Origin of the sequence: Rothia sp. HMSC066G07 (assembly GCF_001814485.1) — a bacterium.
Classification (GTDB): domain Bacteria; phylum Actinomycetota; class Actinomycetes; order Actinomycetales; family Micrococcaceae; genus Rothia.
This window is the reverse complement of sequence record NZ_KV816933.1, coordinates 102,703-120,403: the sequence shown is the minus strand read 5'-3', so window position 1 is coordinate 120,403 and position 17,701 is coordinate 102,703. Positions and strand designations below refer to the sequence as shown.

Sequence of the window (17,701 nt, the reverse complement as noted above, 5' to 3'; positions counted from 1 at the left end):
GGAAACCTTCAGGCTTAGATTAAGCTGCGGGTCTTCCGAAGCTGGAACACGGAACAATCGAGGAATACATGGACGCTGGAACTCCCCAGAACTACTTGGCAGTCATCAAGGTCGTTGGTATCGGCGGCGGTGGCGTCAACGCAGTCAACCGCATGATTGAGGTTGGTCTGCGCGGCGTTGAGTTCATTGCTATCAACACTGACGCTCAGGCTCTGCTGATGTCCGATGCAGACGTTAAGCTGGACGTTGGTCGTGAGCTGACCCGCGGTCTTGGCGCGGGCGCAAACCCCGAGGTTGGCCGTCAGGCAGCCGAGGATCACGCGCAGGAAATTGAGGAAGTCCTCAAGGGCGCAGACATGGTCTTTGTGACCGCAGGTGAGGGCGGTGGCACCGGTACCGGTGGCGCACCCGTCGTGGCACGTATTGCCCGCTCCCTCGGCGCTCTGACCATTGGTGTGGTGACCCGCCCCTTCACCTTCGAAGGCCGTCGCCGCTCCAACCAGGCTGAGACCGGTATCGCTGCTCTGCGCGATGAGGTTGATACCCTGATCGTTATTCCGAACGACCGACTGCTGTCGATTTCGGATCGCAACGTCTCCATGCTGGACGCATTCAAGTCCGCTGACCAGGTTCTGCTCTCCGGTGTGCAGGGCATTACCGACCTGATCACCACCCCCGGCCTGATCAACCTTGACTTCGCTGACGTTAAGTCCGTCATGCAGGGTGCAGGCTCGGCTCTGATGGGTATCGGCTCGGCATCCGGTGAGGACCGCGCAGTGAAGGCAGCTGAGCTGGCTATCGCTTCGCCGCTGCTGGAAGCATCCATCGACGGTGCACACGGCGTTCTGCTGTCCATTCAGGGTGGCTCCGACCTGGGTCTGTTCGAGATCAACGAGGCTGCACGCCTGGTTCAGGAAGTGGCTCACCCCGACGCAAACATCATCTTCGGTGCTGTTATTGACGACGCACTGGGCGATGAGGCTCGCGTGACCGTGATTGCTGCTGGCTTCGACGCAGTAAACCCGGAGACCAACTCCAACGCTTCCACTGCTGCAGCTACCCAGGCTCAGCGCACCCAGGCATCCTTCGGCGGTTCCACCGCTCCGGCTGCTAACGGCTACGGCTACAACGCACCCGCTGCTGCTCCGGCTTCCACCGGCGCTGCTGGCTTCGACGTTGACCTTCCCCCGGTTGTGGAGGAAGCTCCGGCTCGCCGCGACACCCTGGATGTCCCTGACTTCCTGAAGTAGTCTGCCCGGCTGTGAACGCCACCTAGGCGTTGCACGGCTGAGAGTCTTATGAAGCTATAGGGGAGCTGAGAAACACGCACATTGTGCTGTTCTCGGCTCCCCTTTGCTATACCCGCCGTTATACCTGCTGACATCTGATGAAGGAATAGACGATGAGCGACGCTCCCAAAACTCCACTACTTGCCTCAGCCGATACCCGCACCCTGGGCTCTTGGCGTGTGCGGGTGGGTTTCACTTCCCGCGCGGCAGGCAACCTGGGTCTGCACGTGGACGATGAGCTCGGCGGCGGCATGGACGCCTCCCTGGTGCGCACCCTCAACCACCGTGCCGCCCTGGAGGAGGCGCTGGGCACCGAGCCGTTCTTCTACCTGAACCAGGTGCACGGCGTGCAGATTGCCTACCCGGAAGACTACGAGGCGGAATCCTACGCGCCCGGTGCCCCGCAGGAGCGTACCGCTGAGCGTGCCCGCGCGGTGCTGGAGAACTCCCCGGTCGCCGATGCGGCGATTAGCAGTGAGGGCGTGCCCCTGGCGATTATGGTGGCGGACTGCATTCCCGTGGTGCTGGTGGGTGAGCGGGTCGCGAACTGGCAACCAATCCTGGCGGTGGCTCACGCTGGCCGCCGCGGCCTGCTTGATGGCGTGCTTCAGCAGACTGTGCAGCGGATGCGTCAGCTCGGCGCGGAGAAAATTACCGCCTGGCTGGGTCCGAGTATTTGCGGTAGCTGCTACGAGGTGCCCGAGGCGATGCGCACCGAGTCCACCGAACTGATTCCGCAGGTGCATTCGGTGACCAGCCAGCAGACCCCCGGCCTGGATCTGCCCGCCGGTGCCCGCGCCGTGCTGGAGGAGGCGGGCGTGCAGGTGAGCATGGACTGTGCGCAGTGCACGTTTGAGGAGCCCGAGGTGTATTCGCATCGCGGGTTCACGAACCGCGGTGAGAAGCCAGGCCGTATTGCGGGTCTGGTGTGGATTGAGAAGGCGGCAGAGCCCGCCGCCTAGAGCTGCTAAAGATAGAAAGCCGCTGAAGGAGAGAAGATGTCTGAAATGAACGTAGAAGAGAACCTGCAGTACACTCCCGAACGCGCCGAGCAGCTGCTGCAGAACTACCGCCGCGTGCTTGAGCGTATCCGCACTGCGGAGCAGGACCACAGCGCTGTGCGTACCGAGGCGAGCGCCCCGGTGCAGCTGGTGACGGTCACGAAGTTCTTCCCCGCCTCCGACGCGGCGGCACTGCTGGATGGGGGAGTGACCCTCTTCGGTGAGAACCGCGACCAGGAGGCGAGCGGGAAGGCTCGTGAGCTTGCCGCCTACTGCGCCCAGCGTGAGGTGCAGCCCCCGCATTGGGCGTTTATCGGTCAGCTGCAGACGAACAAGGCGAAGTCTGTGGTCAAGTACGCCTCCAGCGTGCATTCGGTGGACCGCCCCTCCCTGGCGGACGCGCTGGCGAAGGCGTACGCGAACCAGCTCTCCCGCTTTGAGGCGGGAGAGGCGCCCGCACCCGCGGCGGCGGAGCATGGCGCGCTGACCTGCCTGGTGCAGGTGTCCCTGGCGGAGGTTGCGACGGCTGGCCACGCCGCTGAGGGCGCGCGCGGCGGTACGAGCGCCTCCGAGCTGCTGGAGCTGGTGGAGCGCATCGAGAATCACGAGCATCTGCGCTGCGGTGGCGTGATGGCGGTGGCGCCTCTGGGCATGAACCCGGATGAGGCGTTTGAGAAGCTTTACGGTTTGGCGTCGCTGGTGCGTGAGCAGGTGCCGCACGCGACCGAGATTTCTGCCGGCATGAGCGGGGATTTGGAGGCGGCGGTGCGTTGGGGCTCGACCTGCGTGCGCGTGGGTAGCGACATCATGGGTAAGCGCCCGGCGCTCTAGCCTCGCCTAAGCTACGCGCCGTGCGTTGTCTCTTCGAGCGCTGGGCTACTTTAGATGCAGACTGGCGGCATACTCATCGGTGCCCTTGACCGCCTGCGCGGGGTGGGCGCTGGTAATATATACATGCCGGTGCATGGCGTACCGTTACGCACACACCTTCTGATGACGCACTACGGCAGAACCTGTACACCACCAACGTGAAAGAACAGCGAGAGAATCATGGCGAAACAAAGCCGTCTGGCGGGTTTCCTCGGCCTGGAACGATACCAGAACGCTGAGACGATGCCGGAAGAATCCCCGCAGGCTGTGCAGGCTGACTCCCGCCGGGAGGCAAACGCCTCCGCAGGGCAGGCTGCTACAGCGCAGAAGACCGACAGCGCCAACAGGCTCTCAGTGCTGCCCGGCTCGGCACAGTACAGCGATGCCGAGTCGCAGAGCGAAACCTACCACCTGCAGGACGAACCCGCCTATACTGAACAGGAAGAGTACCTGCAGGCTGATAGCTACGATGACGGTACAGAAACCGAGTATCTGGACGCAGAAGAATCTGCCGACGGACGAGCAACCGTAGATGCAGCGGCATACGCCACCGCTCATACACCTGAAACCACAGCTGATCTGGCAGAAACCGAGCAGACTTGGGACGACGCCAGCGCAGATAATTGGGAGGACACCCCGGTGCCGAATACCGAATACACCGAGCAGTACGCCGAGACGTACTCCAACGACGGCTACTACGACCAGGGCTACGAGCCCGAAGAAACCAACGGATACACCTACGGTTACGAGGAAGAAGAGGACGAATTGCGTCGCATCACCACTATCCACCCCCGCTCCTACAATGACGCAAAGATCATTGGTGAGGCATTCCGCGAGAACATCCCCGTGATTATGAACGTGGAAGAAATGCCTGACGCAGACGCAAAGCGCCTGGTGGACTTCGCATCCGGTCTGGCATTCGCACTGGAGGGCCGCATTGAGCGCGTCACCGCTAAGGTGTTCCTGCTGACCCCCTCCAACCTGGAGGTTCTGGGTGTGGCTAACTCCGAGGTTCCCGCCGGCTTTGAGACCGACGGCGAATTCCCCTTCGACCAGGGCTAAGGACTGATAGATGGGTTATATTTTCGCCCTCATTACGATCGTTGTCTACGTTCTCTACATTGCGATGCTGCTGCGCATGCTCTTTGACTGGGTGCGCATGTTCGCTCCGGAGTGGCGACCCAAGGGCATTGTGTTGCTCTTCGCCAGCGGTGTGTATGCGGTGACTGACTGGCCGATGAACCAGCTGCGCCGCCTGATCCCGCCAGTTCGTGTGGGTAACGTTGCGTTGGACACCGGCTTCCTGATTCTGATTGTTCTGTTGTCTTTGCTGCTGAGCGTCATGATGCGGATGACCGCGGCCTTCTCGTAAGCGCGTACTCCGCTAAGAGGCGACAGCTGACGAGCACAAACGATAGACCCCCGCCTGCCTGACCCGTTCACGGGTTGAGTGCAGAGCGGGGGTTTTCTGTGCCTGTGTTTTGCGCCTGTGTTCTACCTGGGGGATCGTCAAAATGTCTTCTCGACAACCTTCTCAAAATGCGCCGCAGGGCAGAAAATACAAGGGGGACAAGCGGGGACTAGGGAGGATATTAGACGTGGTGAATCCCACCCTTGCGCAGAGCGAATATTTTACGGTTCAACCGATATAAAACCCGGTGCAGAACCCAAAGAATAGTAGAATTGGTGCCAACGACTGCATCGCGGTATAGCCGTGCCCTGAGCCATCGGGACCCTGAATTATTGGGACCACGAGCTATCTGGCTGGTGAATCCGCGGCACTCAACTTCATCACCAAACCCCGTAGGGATACCTAGAGGAGAAGCCCATGGCAATCACCCCTGAAGACCTAATCACTAAGAGCTTCAAGATCGTGACCGAAGAGGCCGGTTACGACCGCAACGAGGTCGACGACTTCCTGGACGAGCTCGTTGTCGAACTGCGCGCACTCTACTCCGAGCGTGACGCTCTGGAGCGTCAGGTTGAGCAGCTCTCTGCAAACGCACCCGATTCCCCCGCAGCGGCTGTAGCACCCGCACAGTCCTCCGCGGCACCGGCTGCACCTCAGGATGCGGCGGCACTGCTCGCCATGGCACAGAAGGTTCACGACGAATACGTGGCACAGGGCGAGAAGGCTAAGGCTGAACTGATCGAAGAGGCTGAGAAGAAGGCTGACGCTATGGTGAGCGAAGCTCAGCAGCAGCGCGAAGAGGTTCTCTCTCGCCTCACCGACGAGAAGGAAGAGCTGGAGATCGCTGTTGAGGCTCTGCGCGGCTTCGAGAGCCGCTACCGCTCCAAGCTGCTGCAGCACCTGGACGCACAGGTTCAGGAGCTCAAGAACCTCAAGTCCATCGAGGCTTCCGCATAAATCAGTTCGCTTGAATGAGCTAACGACGCTTTGAGGCGTATGCCGCCCGGATTCTTTCTCTTCCACCGCTATTCACCGGGGAAGATGGAGAGAACCGGGCGGTATTCTCATACCTGCTCCGCCCGGCTTGAGAACACAGGATGAGAAGCGGGGGAGAGCACCCGCCAAATCACCGCCGAATACTCGATGCACTACCCCGATTTGCTAAGCTAGAGGGGCACTATCGAACGGTACCGCACCAGGTTTGCGTTCGGGCGCGTAGCAACCGGCACAGACTAGAGGAGAGCTATGACCAACACCCCCAAGACTGCTGAATCCTCAGTCGCACAGGCTAGCGATAACGCTGCCGAAAACACCACCGAAGAAGCTACTGGACGCCGCGTGCGCATCCTTTCGGCTCGCTCCGCGGGGATTCTCGCGCTCGTGCTCGCCGCCGTCGTGTTCGTAATCGACCAGGGCACCAAATACCTGGTCGTTACCCAGATGCAGTTGGGGGAACGCATCACCGTCATTGACGGGCTTCTGTGGTGGTACTCGATCCGTAACTCCGGCGCCGCATTCAGCATGGGTGAGAACGTCACCTGGGTCTTCACCCTCGTCATGGTTGCCGCCGCGGCCGTGGTGTTCTACCTGCTGCGCCGCACCCGCGCCCTGTCCTGGACCCTCGCGCTGGGCGGTCTGCTCGGCGGTATCTGCGGCAACCTTTTCGACCGTCTCTTCCGTGAGCCCGGCTTCGGTTCCGGTCACGTGGTTGACTTTATTTCCGTACCGAACTTCGCGATTTTCAATATTGCAGATTCTGCAATCTGCGTGTGCATGGCGTTCATCGTGCTGCTGAACTTCAAGGGTCTGAACCTCAACGGCACCCGCGTGCAGGCGCCCGCTGACGAAACCCCGGCTGACGATAAGAGCACCGACGAAAAGAGCGCCAAGTAGCTCCCCGCCCCGGCTGCATCGCCGTTACACGTGCCTATAGCCGTTCTCACACAGACGACCCCTCACACAGAAAACCTAAGCAAACACCACCCGAAGGAGAGCCGCATGAGCGAAACCACCAACGCCGCCGAAGATACGGCACGCATCCGCGCCGAATTCACCGTTGAAGGCGCGCTCGCCGGTATGCGCCTGGACGCCGCACTCGCCGGTGCCCTCGACGCGCCGCGCACCCGCACCTCCGGGTGGATTCGTGACGGCCACGTGACCGTGACCAACAACGGCAAGACCGTGAAAATCGGCAAGTCCTACAAGCTTTCCGCAGGGGACGAGGTCGTCGTGGACGCACCCGCACCGCGCGATCTGGCGGACATCCGCCCCGAGAAGGTGGACGGCTTCCGCATCGTGCACCTGGACGAGGACATCGTTGTGGTGGACAAGCCCGCAGGCGTGGCGGCACACCCCTCACCCGGCTGGCACGGCCCCACCGTCATCTCCGCGCTCATGGGCGAGGGCATTTCGGTTGCCACCTCCGGCGCGGCAGAGCGCCAGGGCATTGTGCACCGCCTGGACGTGGGCACCAGCGGCCTGATGGTCGTAGCCCGCAGCGAACGCGCCTACACCGAACTCAAGCGAGCCTTCAAGGAACGCACCGTGGACAAGGTCTACCACACCCTCGTGCAGGGCCTGCCCGACCCGCTACGCGGCACCATCGACGCACCCATCGGCCGCCACCCCGGCAACGAATGGAAGTTCGCCGTGGTCGAAGACGGACGCAACTCCATCACCCACTACGACGTGCTCGAAGCCTTCGGCCCCGCATCCCTGGTGGAGGTGCACCTGGAAACCGGACGCACCCACCAGATTCGTGTGCACTTCTCCGCGCTGCGCCACCCCTGCTGCGGCGACCTGACCTACGGCGCCGACCCGCGCTTTAGCGCCGAACTGGGCCTGACCCGCCAGTGGCTGCACGCGCACCGCCTGGGCTTCGACCACCCCGGCACCGGCGAGCGCGTGACCTTCACCAGCGAGTACCCGCTCGACCTGTCCTACGCGCTGACCGCTCTGCGCGAGGGTAAGGTTCAGCTCGGCTAAACAGCCGGCTATTTATAGCCACCCGCGCGCTGCCGCATACAGCTTCACATTCACCGCCCATCCTCCAGCCCACATCTTCAGGAGATTCCCGTGGCAACCAAAGATTTTGCGCACCTGCACGTGCACACCGAATACTCCATGCTCGACGGCGCCGCGCGCCTGGGTGACCTGTTCACCCACGCTAAAGAACTCGGCATGAAGTCCATGGCGACCAGTGACCACGGCTTCCTCTTTGGTGCCTTCGACTTCTGGCGCCAGGCTAAAGCGCACGACATCAAGCCCATCATTGGCGTGGAGGCGTACCTGACCCCCGGCACGCACCGCACCGACCGTTCACGTGTGCGCTGGGGCGACGGCTCCCGCGACGACGTGTCCGGTGGTGGCGCGTACACCCACATGACCATGTGGGCTGAGACCACCGAGGGCATGCACAACCTGTTCCGCGCCTCCTCGATTGCGTCGCTGGAAGGTCAGCTGTACAAGCCGCGTATGGACCGCGAGGTGCTGCAGACCTACTCGAAGGGTCTGATTGCCACCACCGGCTGCCCCTCCGGTGAGGTTCAGACGCGCCTACGCCTGGGACAGTTCGACGAGGCAGTCCAGGCGGCGAGCGAATTCCGCGATATCTTCGGCAAGGACAACTTCTACTGCGAGGTTATGGACCACGGCCTCGACATTGAACGCAACGTGCAGGAGGATTTGCACCGCCTCGCCAAGCAGCTGAACCTGCCCTATGTGGCGACCAACGACCTGCACTACACCCGCCAGGAAGACCACACCGCCCACGCGGCGCTGCTGTGCGTGCAGTCCGGCTCGACCCTGACCGACCCCAAGCGCTTCAAGTTCGACGCGGATAACTTCTACCTGCGCTCGCCCGAGGAAATGTACTCCATTTTTGGTGACATTCCCGGTGCCTGCGAGAACACCCTCGAAATCGCTGAACGCTGCAACGTGGAGTTCAACACCAAGGCAAACTACATGCCGAACTTCCCCGTGCCCGAGGGCGAAAACGAGGAATCCTGGTTCGTGAAGGAAGTTGAAAAGGGTCTGCACTATCGATTCCCGCAGGGTATCCCTGATGTTGTGCGCAAGCAAGCGGAGTACGAGGTGGGGGTTATTACCTCCATGGGCTTCCCCGGCTACTTCCTCGTGGTCGCCGACTTCATCAACTGGGCAAAGCGCAACGGCATCCGCGTGGGTCCGGGCCGTGGCTCCGGTGCAGGCTCGATGGTGGCGTACGCGATGCGCATTACCGAGCTGAACCCGCTCGACCACGACCTGATTTTCGAGCGATTCCTCAACCCCGACCGTGTCTCCATGCCCGACTTCGATGTGGACTTCGACGATCGTCGCCGCGGCGAGGTCATCGACTACGTGACCGATAAGTACGGTGAGGACAAGGTCGCGCAGATTGTCACCTTCGGCACCATTAAGGCGAAGCAGGCGCTCAAGGACGCCTCCCGTGTGATGGACCAGCCATACTCGGTCGGCGAGCGCCTCACCAAGGCGATGCCGCCGGACGTCATGGGTAAGAACATCGCCCTGGCGAACGTGTACAACGAAGAGGATAAGCGTTACGCCGAGGCGGCAGATTTGCGCGCCCTCATTGAGGACCCGGTCGATAAGATTTACGGCCAGGTGTTCGAGACAGCGAAGGGCCTGGAGGGTCTGAAGCGTCAGTGGGGTGTGCACGCTGCGGGCGTGATTATGTCCAGCAAGGACCTCGTGGACGTCATCCCCGTGATGCGCCGCGAGGCGGACGGCCAGGTCATCACCCAGTTCGATTACCCCACCTGTGAGGGCCTGGGCCTGATCAAGATGGACTTCCTGGGTCTGCGTAACCTCACCATCATCTCCGATGCGGTGGAGAACATTAAGGTCAACCGAGGCATCGACCTGGACCTGGAATCCCTGTCTTTGGACGATCCGGAATCGTACCGTCTGCTGGCGCGCGGTGACACCCTCGGCGTGTTCCAGCTCGATGGCGGCCCGATGCGCTCGCTGCTCAAGCTCATGGAGCCTGAGGAATTCGAACACATTTCGGCAGTGTTGGCGCTGTACCGTCCGGGCCCGATGGGCGCGAACTCGCACACCAACTACGCTCTGCGTAAGAACGGTAAGCAGGAGATTGAGCCGATTCACCCCGAGCTGGAAGAGCCGCTGAAGGATATTCTGGACACCACCTACGGCCTGATTGTGTATCAGGAGCAGGTTATGGCGATTGCTCAGAAGGTCGCGAACTACACTCTGGGTGAGGCAGACTTGCTGCGCCGTGCGATGGGTAAGAAGAAGAAGGCGGAGCTGGATAAGCAGTACGCTACCTTCCACGACGGCATGATTTCTAACGGCTACTCTGAGGGCGCTATTAAGGCGCTCTGGGATATTCTGCTGCCGTTCTCTGACTACGCGTTCAACAAGGCGCACACGGCTGCGTACGGTCTGGTGTCCTACTGGACGGCGTACCTGAAGGCGCATTACCCGCAGGAGTACATGGCTGCACTGCTGACCAGCGTGGGCGATAACAAGGACAAGCTCGCGCTGTACCTGAACGAATGTCGCGCCATGGGCATTACCGTGCTCGCGCCGGATGTGAACGAGTCCACCCTGACCTTCGCCCCTGTCGGTGACGATATCCGCTTCGGTATGGGCGCGATCCGTAACGTGGGCGCGAACGTGGTCGAAGGCATGATTGCCGCCCGCGAGGAGAAGGGCCGCTACGAGTCCTTCAATGACTTCCTGAAGAAGGTGCCGCTGCAGGTGTGCAATAAGCGCACCATCGAGTCGCTCATTAAGGCGGGCGCTTTCGACGACCTGGGCCACACCCGCCGTTCGCTGTCCCTCATTCACGAGGCGGCAGTGGACGCGGCCGTGGCGGTCAAGCGTAAGGAAGCGGCGGGTCAGTTCGACCTCTTCGGCTCCCTCGGAATGGATGACGCCCTGGGTGATGAGCTGACCGTGACCATCCCCGACGTGCCCGAGTGGGACCGCCGTGAGAAGCTGAACTTTGAGCGTGACATGCTGGGCCTGTACGTTTCGGACCACCCGCTGCGCGGACTGGAGCGTGCGCTCTCGGATGCCGCAAGCCATTCGGTACACGACATCATCGGTGAAGACTCGCACGTGCGCGACGGCGAAACCGTTACCATTGCGGGTATGCTCACCGGCGTTTCGCGTCGTATCGCCAAGTCCAGCGGTAACCAGTACGCCTCCGTGGAGCTGGAAGACCCCTCGGGCGCAACCATTACGGTCATGTTCTTCTCCCGCGCCTACGAGACGATGGGCGCCGCCCTGGCGGACGACCTCATCTGCTCGATTCGTGGCCGCGTGCAGCGCCGCGACGACGGTAGCGTGAACATGAGCGCGCAGGAACTGCAGATCCTGGAAATCAGTGATGACGGCCGCGCCGCACCCATCACCATCGTGGTACCCGAGTACCTGGTGACCGAGGCGAACCTAAAGGAGCTGAAGGAGACCCTGCGCGACCACAAGGGTACCGCGGATGTGCGCATGCTCATCCGCACCCGCGATAAGGAGCAACTGGTGTTGCTGGATGCGAGCGTGCGCGTGGAGCCGAACCCGAGCCTCTTCGGTGAAATCAAGACGATTTTCGGTCCGAGCTGCATTCGACGCTAAACATATATAACCCCGCAAGGTGGGAATGACAGGGTGGATTCTGCATAGCAGAGTCCACCCTGAGCGTATATTCACTCACACCATACGGTGTATCCGCTGTATATCACGGTAGAATAGGTATAAATATTCTTGAGCGCTGTATACGCGGGCGCTAGCGCCCAGCCAAGGAGAAACAATGTACTGCCCCTATTGCAAGCACACCGACTCGCGCGTGGTGGATTCCCGCACCACCGATGACGGCGCCGCAATTCGCCGCCGCCGCCAGTGCACCTCCTGCGCTCGCCGCTTCACGACCGTTGAAACCACCACCATTTCGGTGATTAAGCGTTCCGGCGTGACCGAGCCTTTTGACCGTTCGAAGATTGCCGCGGGCGTGCGTAAGGCATGCCAGGGCCGCCCCGTGGGTGAGGATGATTTGGCGAAGCTCGCCCAGGAGGTTGAGGAGCTGATTCGTGCTCGCGGTCTGGCGGAGATTAACGCGCACGAGGTGGGTCTGACCATCCTGGAGCCGCTGTCGAAGCTGGACGCGGTCGCCTACCTGCGTTTTGCGAGCGTGTACCAGGCCTTTGAGAACCTTGAAGACTTTGAGGAGGCGATTGCGCGTCTGCGTGAGGACCGCATCGCCCAGTAACTAGCTAGCACAGTAACTGACTAGCACAGCCACTAGCTAACCCAGTAGCTAATGAGCTCAGCCGCCGCTACATGAGCGGCGGCATACAGAAGGGACCGCCTTCCGAATGATTCGGAAGGCGGTCCCTTCGTACGTATGTGAAGCGCTATCCGAGGCGGATAGCAGGAAGCAAGCCCTTACGCTTCGCCGCGGCGCTGACGCTCAGGCAGCATACCGCCAGCCCACAGCGCCGCGCCCACAATACCGGCGTTATTGCGCAGGGCAGCCATGACCATAGGGGTACGAATCTGATCCTCAAAGTAGGGCATGAACTTTTCCGGGTTCTTGGAGATGCCGCCGCCAATGATGAACAGGTCGGGGGAGAAGAGCATCTGTACGTGCTCGAAGTAGCGGTACAGGCGCTTGCCGTACTTCTTCCAGGACAGCTCGTGCACCTCGCGGGCACGAGCGGAAGCCTGAGACTCGGCGTTGTGGCCGTCAATCTCCAGGTGGCCCAGCTCGGTGTTCGGGATCAGCACGCCGTCGTTGATGAGGGCGGAGCCAATGCCGGTGCCCAGGGTGATGACAGCGATTAGGCCGTCACGGTTACGGCCCTGGCCGTAGGTTGCCTCAGCCAGACCGGCTGCGTCAGCGTCGTTGAGGCCGTAGACGGTGCGGCCGCCCAGAGCCTCGCTCATGACCTGTTCCAGGTCGGTGTTGATCCAGGAGTCGTCCACGTTCGCTGCGGAGAAGACCATGCCGTTCTTCACCACTGCGGGGAAGTCGATGCCGACAGCGGACTCGGGGTCCGGTGCCAGGTCGCGGCCCTGCAGCTCATCAACTACGCGGCGTACAACCTCAGCCACAGCCTCGGGGGTTGCAGGCTTGGGGGTATCAATGCGGAAGCGGTCGGACACGAGGTTACCGGTGCGCAGGTCGACGATGCCGCCCTTAATGCCGGTGCCTCCAATGTCCACACCAATCTGCAGGTCCTTGGGGGTGGGCGCGGGCAGCTCGGTGATGACGCCGGGTTCTGCGTAATCGCTCATGGTTTTCTCTCTTTCGCCCCGCCTACTGCCGTGCAATCGGGTGAGTGGGCGGGCTTGTCAGTGGGTGAATTGATATAAAAGTGAGGTGCTGGGGCTCGTATCTGCACAAGTAGGAAACCCAGAGGTCTGCGCTTTAGGGCAGAGTCAGGATGTCCGCGCCGTCAGCGGTCACCACGAGGGTGTGCTCGAACTGCGCGGTGCGCTTGCGGTCGCGGGTGACCACGGTCCAGTCGTCATCCCACAGGTCCCATTCGATGGTGCCGAGGGTCAGCATGGGCTCGATGGTGAAAATCATGCCCTCACGAATCTCGGTGTCGTAGGCGGGTGCCGCATCGTAGTGGGGGATGATGAGGCCCGAGTGGAACTCACGACCCACACCGTGACCGGTGTAGTCGCGAACCACGCCGTAACCGAAACGTGCCGCGTACTTCTCAATGACGCGACCAATCACGTTGATCTGGCGGCCCGGCTTCACAGCCTTAATCGCGCGGTTGAGGGACTCCTCGGTGCGCTCAACGAGCAGGCGGGACTCTTCGTCCACGTTGCCGACGAGCAGGGTCTTGTTGGTGTCGCCGTGCATGCCGTCCAGGTATGCGGTGACGTCTAGGTTGAGGATGTCGCCGTCCTCCAGCACGGTGGAATCCGGGATGCCGTGGCAGATGACCTCGTTCAGGGAGGTGCACACGGACTTGGGGTAGCCGCGATAATCCACGGTGGAGGGGTACGCGCCGTGGTCGCAAATGTATTCGTGGACCAGCACGTCAATCTCGTCGGTGGTGGTGCCGGGTACGCAAATCTTGGATGCTTCAACGATGGCGCCTGCCGCGATCTTGCCGGCTGCGCGAACCCGCTCAACTTCCTCGGGGGTGTACATGTTCGAGTCGTTACCCTCGTTGGCGGTGGGCTTACCCACGTACTCGGGGCGAACAATGTGCGAGGGGACCGGGCGCATGGGGGTGATGCGTCCGGGGGTCAGACAACCCACGGGTGCTCGACCGGGCTCTGCGGGAAGATTGTGCGAAGTATTCGTTTTGGTTGAAGACATAGTTTCATCTTACCGGGCGTGGGCGGGTTGTGTCCCTTGCTCAGGCGCTAAAAAGCGGCGGATACACAAGCCGTACCTTTTTCCCAGATTGTGAATAAAATTTCATGCACGCTAGCGGCAAAACCGCGCGGCGGGGAGCGGAGGAGAAGACATGAGAAAAGGGGAGGAACGCCGCGAGAAGCTTCGCCCGCCTCATTGCCACGAACCTGGGCGCGTGAGATGCTAGACATACTGACTCAATACCGTCGAAGGAGAACCCATGAGCGAGAAGAAAAGCCACCTGAGCGAAGCCATCGAATCGGCGGTCGAAAAGACCCTGAACTCCGCAGCTGACGCAACCAGCCCGCACGCTGACGAATACTGGTACAACCTCGCCACCGGTGAGGTTGAGCGCGGCCAGCAGAGCGCCGTCACCTCACTGTGGGGCCCCTTCAAGACCTACGAAGAAGCCGCCCACGCCATGGACCGCGCCCGCGAACGCAACGAGGCATGGGAGAAGGACGGCGGCCTGCTCTAAAGCCTTGCTCTAAAGCCCAGCGAACGTTCTGCACGTATGCCTCTAATAGAGGCGTCTAACAGAGGCAGAAAAATAGATACAGCAAGACCCCCGAACCCGGAACACCGGATACGGGGGTCTTCGCTTTGTCTCAAGCTGTCTTCTAAACCTAAAGCCTATTCAAAGCTGTGCTCAGCCGCCGGGAACTCACCCGAACGAACCTGCTCACGATAAGCACGCGCAGCGTCCTCCATGACCTGACCGACCTGCGCAAACTGCTTCACAAAACGCGGCACGCGACCGGAACGAACACCCATCATGTCCTGCCACACCAGCACCTGACCGGTGGTCACATTCGAGGCACCAATACCAATAGTCGGCACAGTGCCCACCGCCTCATCCACCAGCTGCGCAGTCTGGGCAGTCACCATCTCCATGAGCACGCAGAACGCACCAGCCTCAGCCAGCGCCACCGCATCCTCACGGACACGCTCAGACGCATCGCCGCGGCCCTGCACACGGAAACCACCCAGGGCATGCTCCGACTGCGGGGTGAAACCAACATGCGCCACCACCGGAATACCGGTACGCACCAGGGCACGAACCCACTCAGCCATCGAAGCATCCGCCTCAATCTTGACCGCGTGTGCACCGCCCTCCTTCATCAGGCGAACAGCGCTCGCCACCGCCTGCTGCGGGGACTGCTCATAAGAACCAAACGGCAGATCGGCAACCACCATGGCGCGGGATGCACCGCGAGAAACCGCCGCAACCAGCGGAATCATCTCATCCAGGGTAATGGTCAGGGTCGATTCGTAACCGAGCACCACATTCGCCGCAGAATCGCCAACCAGCAGCATGTCGATGCCGGCACGGTCAAAAATCTGCGCCGTCAGGGCGTCGTAGCAGGTCAGCATGGAGAACTTCTGCCCGGTCGCCTTAGCCTGCGCCAGGTGAACGGTACGAACCTTCTTGACGGTGTCCAGGTCAAAAGGCTTCGACGCAGAAGCAGTCGCGGGAGCCGCCGCGGAGGTAGCGGCAGGCTGTGCCGCGTAGGGCGAAGAGATCTCGGAAGAACGCTCAGTAGTCATGCTGACTATTCTAACCCTGCACGGCTCCAACCTGGCGTACCGCTCACCCCGAGGGAACAACTATGCCTAGTTCCAGATGAGGTTAATGTAGTAGGTCGGGAACGACGCAGCGGCGTTCTTATTCATCAGCTCCGGAATAGCGGAAGAAGCATCACTAAACTCACGCGGCAAATCGCGCTGAATGAGCGCCTGCTGCACCAGAGCATCCCAATACAGCTGCATAATCGAATAGGTGCAGACTTCCTTCACGACGTCCTCCGCGTAGGACTCCCACGCAGGGAGTGCCGCATCGTTATCGAAGAAACCCTCATAGCCCTGGGACAGGCCCGTATCGCAGGCGTTCACCGCGTTCTTCGCGTACTGCAGCCAGTAGCTACGGCTCAGCTCATCGGTGGTGTTGAAAGTAAACGCCTCATAGTCTGCCTTCAGCAGGGCGTAAGACGCCTGAATAGAACCGGCAAGCGGGGCGTGCGAAGAGAAGACAATAACGTCCAGAAGAGCAGCGATGTACTCCATCTGCACCTTCTCGTACGCGATACCGGAAGGCTGAACCGGACCAGAATGCATCTGCACCAGCGCCTCCACCGCGTTGATGAAACGCTCAATGTCGGCGGTCGCCTTCACCATCAGATTCAGCAGACGCTGAACACACTGATAATCCTCAGCAATCTGCGAGAACAAACCGTAGGACAGGATGCCGCGCTCCGAAGCCGCCGCCACCAGAATCTGGCTCGTTAGGCGCTGGCTCTCCGCCTCAGCCTTCGCAACAGTCAACAGCAGGGCACCGCAATATGCCAGGGCGCGACCATCCACCAGCTGAGGCTGCTGCTGATGCAACGGCAGAAGACGCTCATGAAGCTGACGGAAAATCGCGCTCTGCATCAGAGCCTTCTTGCCCAGCTCCTCAGTCTTCAACAGCACGGTATCCGCCGAGAAATCACGCGGAACAAAACGGCGCGCATCCGGCGCAGTAAACGGCGAATAGGGGCGACCCATCACCGGATGCAACAGCGACATCGTGGTAAACAGCGAAAAACGAGCCGCCACCGGCCCCAGCGAATCCGGGTAGTTCGGCGCATCCGGCGCGTTGACACGCTCCGTGCACAGCGTCAGCCAGGTCTGCTCCACCGCCCGATCAGACGCAATGCCAACACCCATACCCAGGATGCTCTCACCGAACGCCTCCGACGGAAGCTTACCGGGGTTCATGGCACGCGCCTGCATGAGCGCCACAGCCAGCTCCACCGTATAGTTCGCGCGGCGCTTCTTGCCCGCCTCATCAAGGTGCTGGAACGGACGCATGCCCGCAATCTTCTGACCGCGCGCCAGCGTATGTAGCTCCTTATTCATGGCGAACTGCTGCGGGTTACGCTGCATCATCTTCGACACCTCGTAAGCGCTCTTACGGTTCAGCTTCTCACGGCGCTGAGCACCCTCAGCCGACAGCGCATCATACTTGCCGCGGCTTGCGTGAACATACCAGGCACGAAGTAGCTGAAGCGGCAGGAAGAAGAAAGTGTACTTCCACGACCACGTGAAGAGCAGGATCGGAATGACCGCCATCGACCCCACGCGCCCCGTATAACCGAGCCAAAGAAGCTCTACAAACGCACCCACCACCGCAAAGAGCGCCACGGTGCGAGTCCTAAACGCCACGCGGGAGGGGCGATCCAGCAGGTAGGTCGTGCCACCAGACTTGCTGTTCTTCATGACTGTCGGGCCAAAGACCGCAACCGCAAAAAGGCAGACCAGGTACAACACCAAGAAAACAATGGGGGCGGCAATAAGTAGTAGCCACTCTAAACCGGTAGGATCAGCGGCAACGATGCTGGTCGCCAGCGGAAGCTGCGCCAATGGAAACTGCTCCGACGGAAACTGCACAGTCGAGGGAAGAATGGAATGTAGCATACTCCCATTATCGCAAGGCGACCCCGCTCCCCGCCCCGAGAACCGTCATATGCTAGGTATCTGAACCTGCTTGGCATCTGAGTAAAACCCACACCGCAGAAAAAGCGGGGGAGCGCCCCTCCTCGCATCGCCCAGAATCTGAGCTACCGCGGCGCAGAAAAAGAGAATTTACACAAACGAAACCTCCCACCCGCCCGCCACAGAGCAGAACCCGATAGGCTAGATAACAACAGGACACACGCCGGGGCAAGGAGGCGCCAGCACCGCTGGCACGCAACACTGCGGAACCCCCTGGAATCCTCTGGAATCCCAT

General features: G+C 61.0%; 14 protein-coding genes and 1 pseudogene. 11 read left to right on the top strand and 4 right to left on the bottom strand.

The window, feature by feature from the left end:
• Positions 1 to 68: 68 nt before the first annotated feature.
• The 10 genes and pseudogenes from ftsZ (at position 69) to nrdR (ending at position 11,820) form a co-directional block, all read left to right on the top strand.
• The gene (gene ftsZ, locus HMPREF2971_RS08765; protein WP_005506541.1) at positions 69 to 1,250 is read left to right on the top strand and encodes a cell division protein FtsZ; all 1,182 of its coding nucleotides are present in this window, start codon (positions 69 to 71) and stop codon (positions 1,248 to 1,250) included.
• Between the two features lie 152 nt (positions 1,251 to 1,402).
• Entirely contained in the window at positions 1,403 to 2,251 is an 849-nt protein-coding gene (locus HMPREF2971_RS08760; protein WP_070692586.1) for a purine nucleoside phosphorylase YfiH/LACC1 family protein, read from the top strand.
• A 36-nt stretch (positions 2,252 to 2,287) separates the two neighbouring features.
• The gene (locus HMPREF2971_RS08755) at positions 2,288 to 3,121 is read left to right on the top strand and encodes a YggS family pyridoxal phosphate-dependent enzyme (RefSeq protein ID WP_070692583.1); all 834 of its coding nucleotides are present in this window, start codon (positions 2,288 to 2,290) and stop codon (positions 3,119 to 3,121) included.
• A gap of 792 nt (positions 3,122 to 3,913) precedes the next feature.
• A pseudogene (locus HMPREF2971_RS09430) lies at positions 3,914 to 4,222 on the top strand (cell division protein SepF); the annotation flags it as partial.
• A 10-nt stretch (positions 4,223 to 4,232) separates the two neighbouring features.
• A complete protein-coding gene (locus tag HMPREF2971_RS08745; protein ID WP_049360266.1) occupies positions 4,233 to 4,532 on the top strand; it encodes a YggT family protein in 300 nt (99 codons plus the stop codon).
• 456 nt (positions 4,533 to 4,988) lie between these two features.
• The gene (locus HMPREF2971_RS08740) at positions 4,989 to 5,528 is read left to right on the top strand and encodes a DivIVA domain-containing protein (RefSeq protein ID WP_049360269.1); all 540 of its coding nucleotides are present in this window, start codon (positions 4,989 to 4,991) and stop codon (positions 5,526 to 5,528) included.
• Between the two features lie 288 nt (positions 5,529 to 5,816).
• A complete protein-coding gene (gene lspA / locus HMPREF2971_RS08735) occupies positions 5,817 to 6,464 on the top strand; it encodes a signal peptidase II (protein WP_141752165.1) in 648 nt (215 codons plus the stop codon).
• 105 nt (positions 6,465 to 6,569) lie between these two features.
• Entirely contained in the window at positions 6,570 to 7,556 is a 987-nt protein-coding gene (locus tag HMPREF2971_RS08730; RefSeq protein WP_005506532.1) for an RluA family pseudouridine synthase, read from the top strand.
• Positions 7,557 to 7,646: 90 nt separating this feature from the next.
• Complete coding sequence (dnaE, locus tag HMPREF2971_RS08725; RefSeq protein ID WP_070692577.1) at positions 7,647 to 11,189, top strand: DNA polymerase III subunit alpha; 3,543 nt, start codon at positions 7,647 to 7,649, stop codon at positions 11,187 to 11,189.
• A gap of 175 nt (positions 11,190 to 11,364) precedes the next feature.
• Positions 11,365 to 11,820: a transcriptional regulator NrdR gene (nrdR, locus tag HMPREF2971_RS08720; RefSeq protein WP_005506525.1), complete on the top strand. Its 456-nt coding sequence runs from the start codon at positions 11,365 to 11,367 to the stop codon at positions 11,818 to 11,820.
• A gap of 176 nt (positions 11,821 to 11,996) precedes the next feature.
• Here nrdR and ppgK read toward each other — a convergent pair whose 3' ends face one another.
• On the bottom strand, positions 11,997 to 12,848 hold the full coding sequence (ppgK, locus tag HMPREF2971_RS08715) for a polyphosphate--glucose phosphotransferase (protein ID WP_070543321.1): 852 nt from the start codon (positions 12,846 to 12,848) through the stop codon (positions 11,997 to 11,999).
• A gap of 133 nt (positions 12,849 to 12,981) precedes the next feature.
• The gene (gene map, locus HMPREF2971_RS08710; RefSeq protein WP_005506520.1) at positions 12,982 to 13,893 is read right to left on the bottom strand and encodes a type I methionyl aminopeptidase; all 912 of its coding nucleotides are present in this window, start codon (positions 13,891 to 13,893) and stop codon (positions 12,982 to 12,984) included.
• A 259-nt stretch (positions 13,894 to 14,152) separates the two neighbouring features.
• On the opposite strand from map, the gene HMPREF2971_RS08705 reads away from it, so the two are divergent.
• Complete coding sequence (locus HMPREF2971_RS08705) at positions 14,153 to 14,410, top strand: hypothetical protein (protein WP_012903791.1); 258 nt, start codon at positions 14,153 to 14,155, stop codon at positions 14,408 to 14,410.
• A gap of 155 nt (positions 14,411 to 14,565) precedes the next feature.
• Here HMPREF2971_RS08705 and panB read toward each other — a convergent pair whose 3' ends face one another.
• The gene (panB, locus tag HMPREF2971_RS08700; protein WP_070692574.1) at positions 14,566 to 15,480 is read right to left on the bottom strand and encodes a 3-methyl-2-oxobutanoate hydroxymethyltransferase; all 915 of its coding nucleotides are present in this window, start codon (positions 15,478 to 15,480) and stop codon (positions 14,566 to 14,568) included.
• A 66-nt stretch (positions 15,481 to 15,546) separates the two neighbouring features.
• Positions 15,547 to 17,334: a geranylgeranyl pyrophosphate synthase gene (locus HMPREF2971_RS08695; protein ID WP_246825107.1), complete on the bottom strand. Its 1,788-nt coding sequence runs from the start codon at positions 17,332 to 17,334 to the stop codon at positions 15,547 to 15,549.
• Positions 17,335 to 17,701 lie beyond the last annotated feature (367 nt).

Bases quoted from the DNA above. Each gene is read 5' to 3' on its own strand.
- panB (WP_070692574.1), bottom strand. From the start codon at position 15,480: ATGACTACTGAGCGTTCTTCCGAGATCTCTTCGCCCTACGCGGCACAG.
- ftsZ (WP_005506541.1), top strand. From the start codon at position 69: ATGGACGCTGGAACTCCCCAGAACTACTTGGCAGTCATCAAGGTCGTT.
- HMPREF2971_RS08730 (WP_005506532.1), top strand. From the start codon at position 6,570: ATGAGCGAAACCACCAACGCCGCCGAAGATACGGCACGCATCCGCGCC.
- HMPREF2971_RS08760 (WP_070692586.1), top strand. From the start codon at position 1,403: ATGAGCGACGCTCCCAAAACTCCACTACTTGCCTCAGCCGATACCCGC.
- HMPREF2971_RS08705 (WP_012903791.1), top strand. From the start codon at position 14,153: ATGAGCGAGAAGAAAAGCCACCTGAGCGAAGCCATCGAATCGGCGGTC.
- HMPREF2971_RS08755 (WP_070692583.1), top strand. From the start codon at position 2,288: ATGTCTGAAATGAACGTAGAAGAGAACCTGCAGTACACTCCCGAACGC.
- nrdR (WP_005506525.1), top strand. From the start codon at position 11,365: ATGTACTGCCCCTATTGCAAGCACACCGACTCGCGCGTGGTGGATTCC.
- HMPREF2971_RS08740 (WP_049360269.1), top strand. From the start codon at position 4,989: ATGGCAATCACCCCTGAAGACCTAATCACTAAGAGCTTCAAGATCGTG.
- ppgK (WP_070543321.1), bottom strand. From the start codon at position 12,848: ATGAGCGATTACGCAGAACCCGGCGTCATCACCGAGCTGCCCGCGCCC.
- HMPREF2971_RS08745 (WP_049360266.1), top strand. From the start codon at position 4,233: ATGGGTTATATTTTCGCCCTCATTACGATCGTTGTCTACGTTCTCTAC.
- map (WP_005506520.1), bottom strand. From the start codon at position 13,893: ATGTCTTCAACCAAAACGAATACTTCGCACAATCTTCCCGCAGAGCCC.
- lspA (WP_141752165.1), top strand. From the start codon at position 5,817: ATGACCAACACCCCCAAGACTGCTGAATCCTCAGTCGCACAGGCTAGC.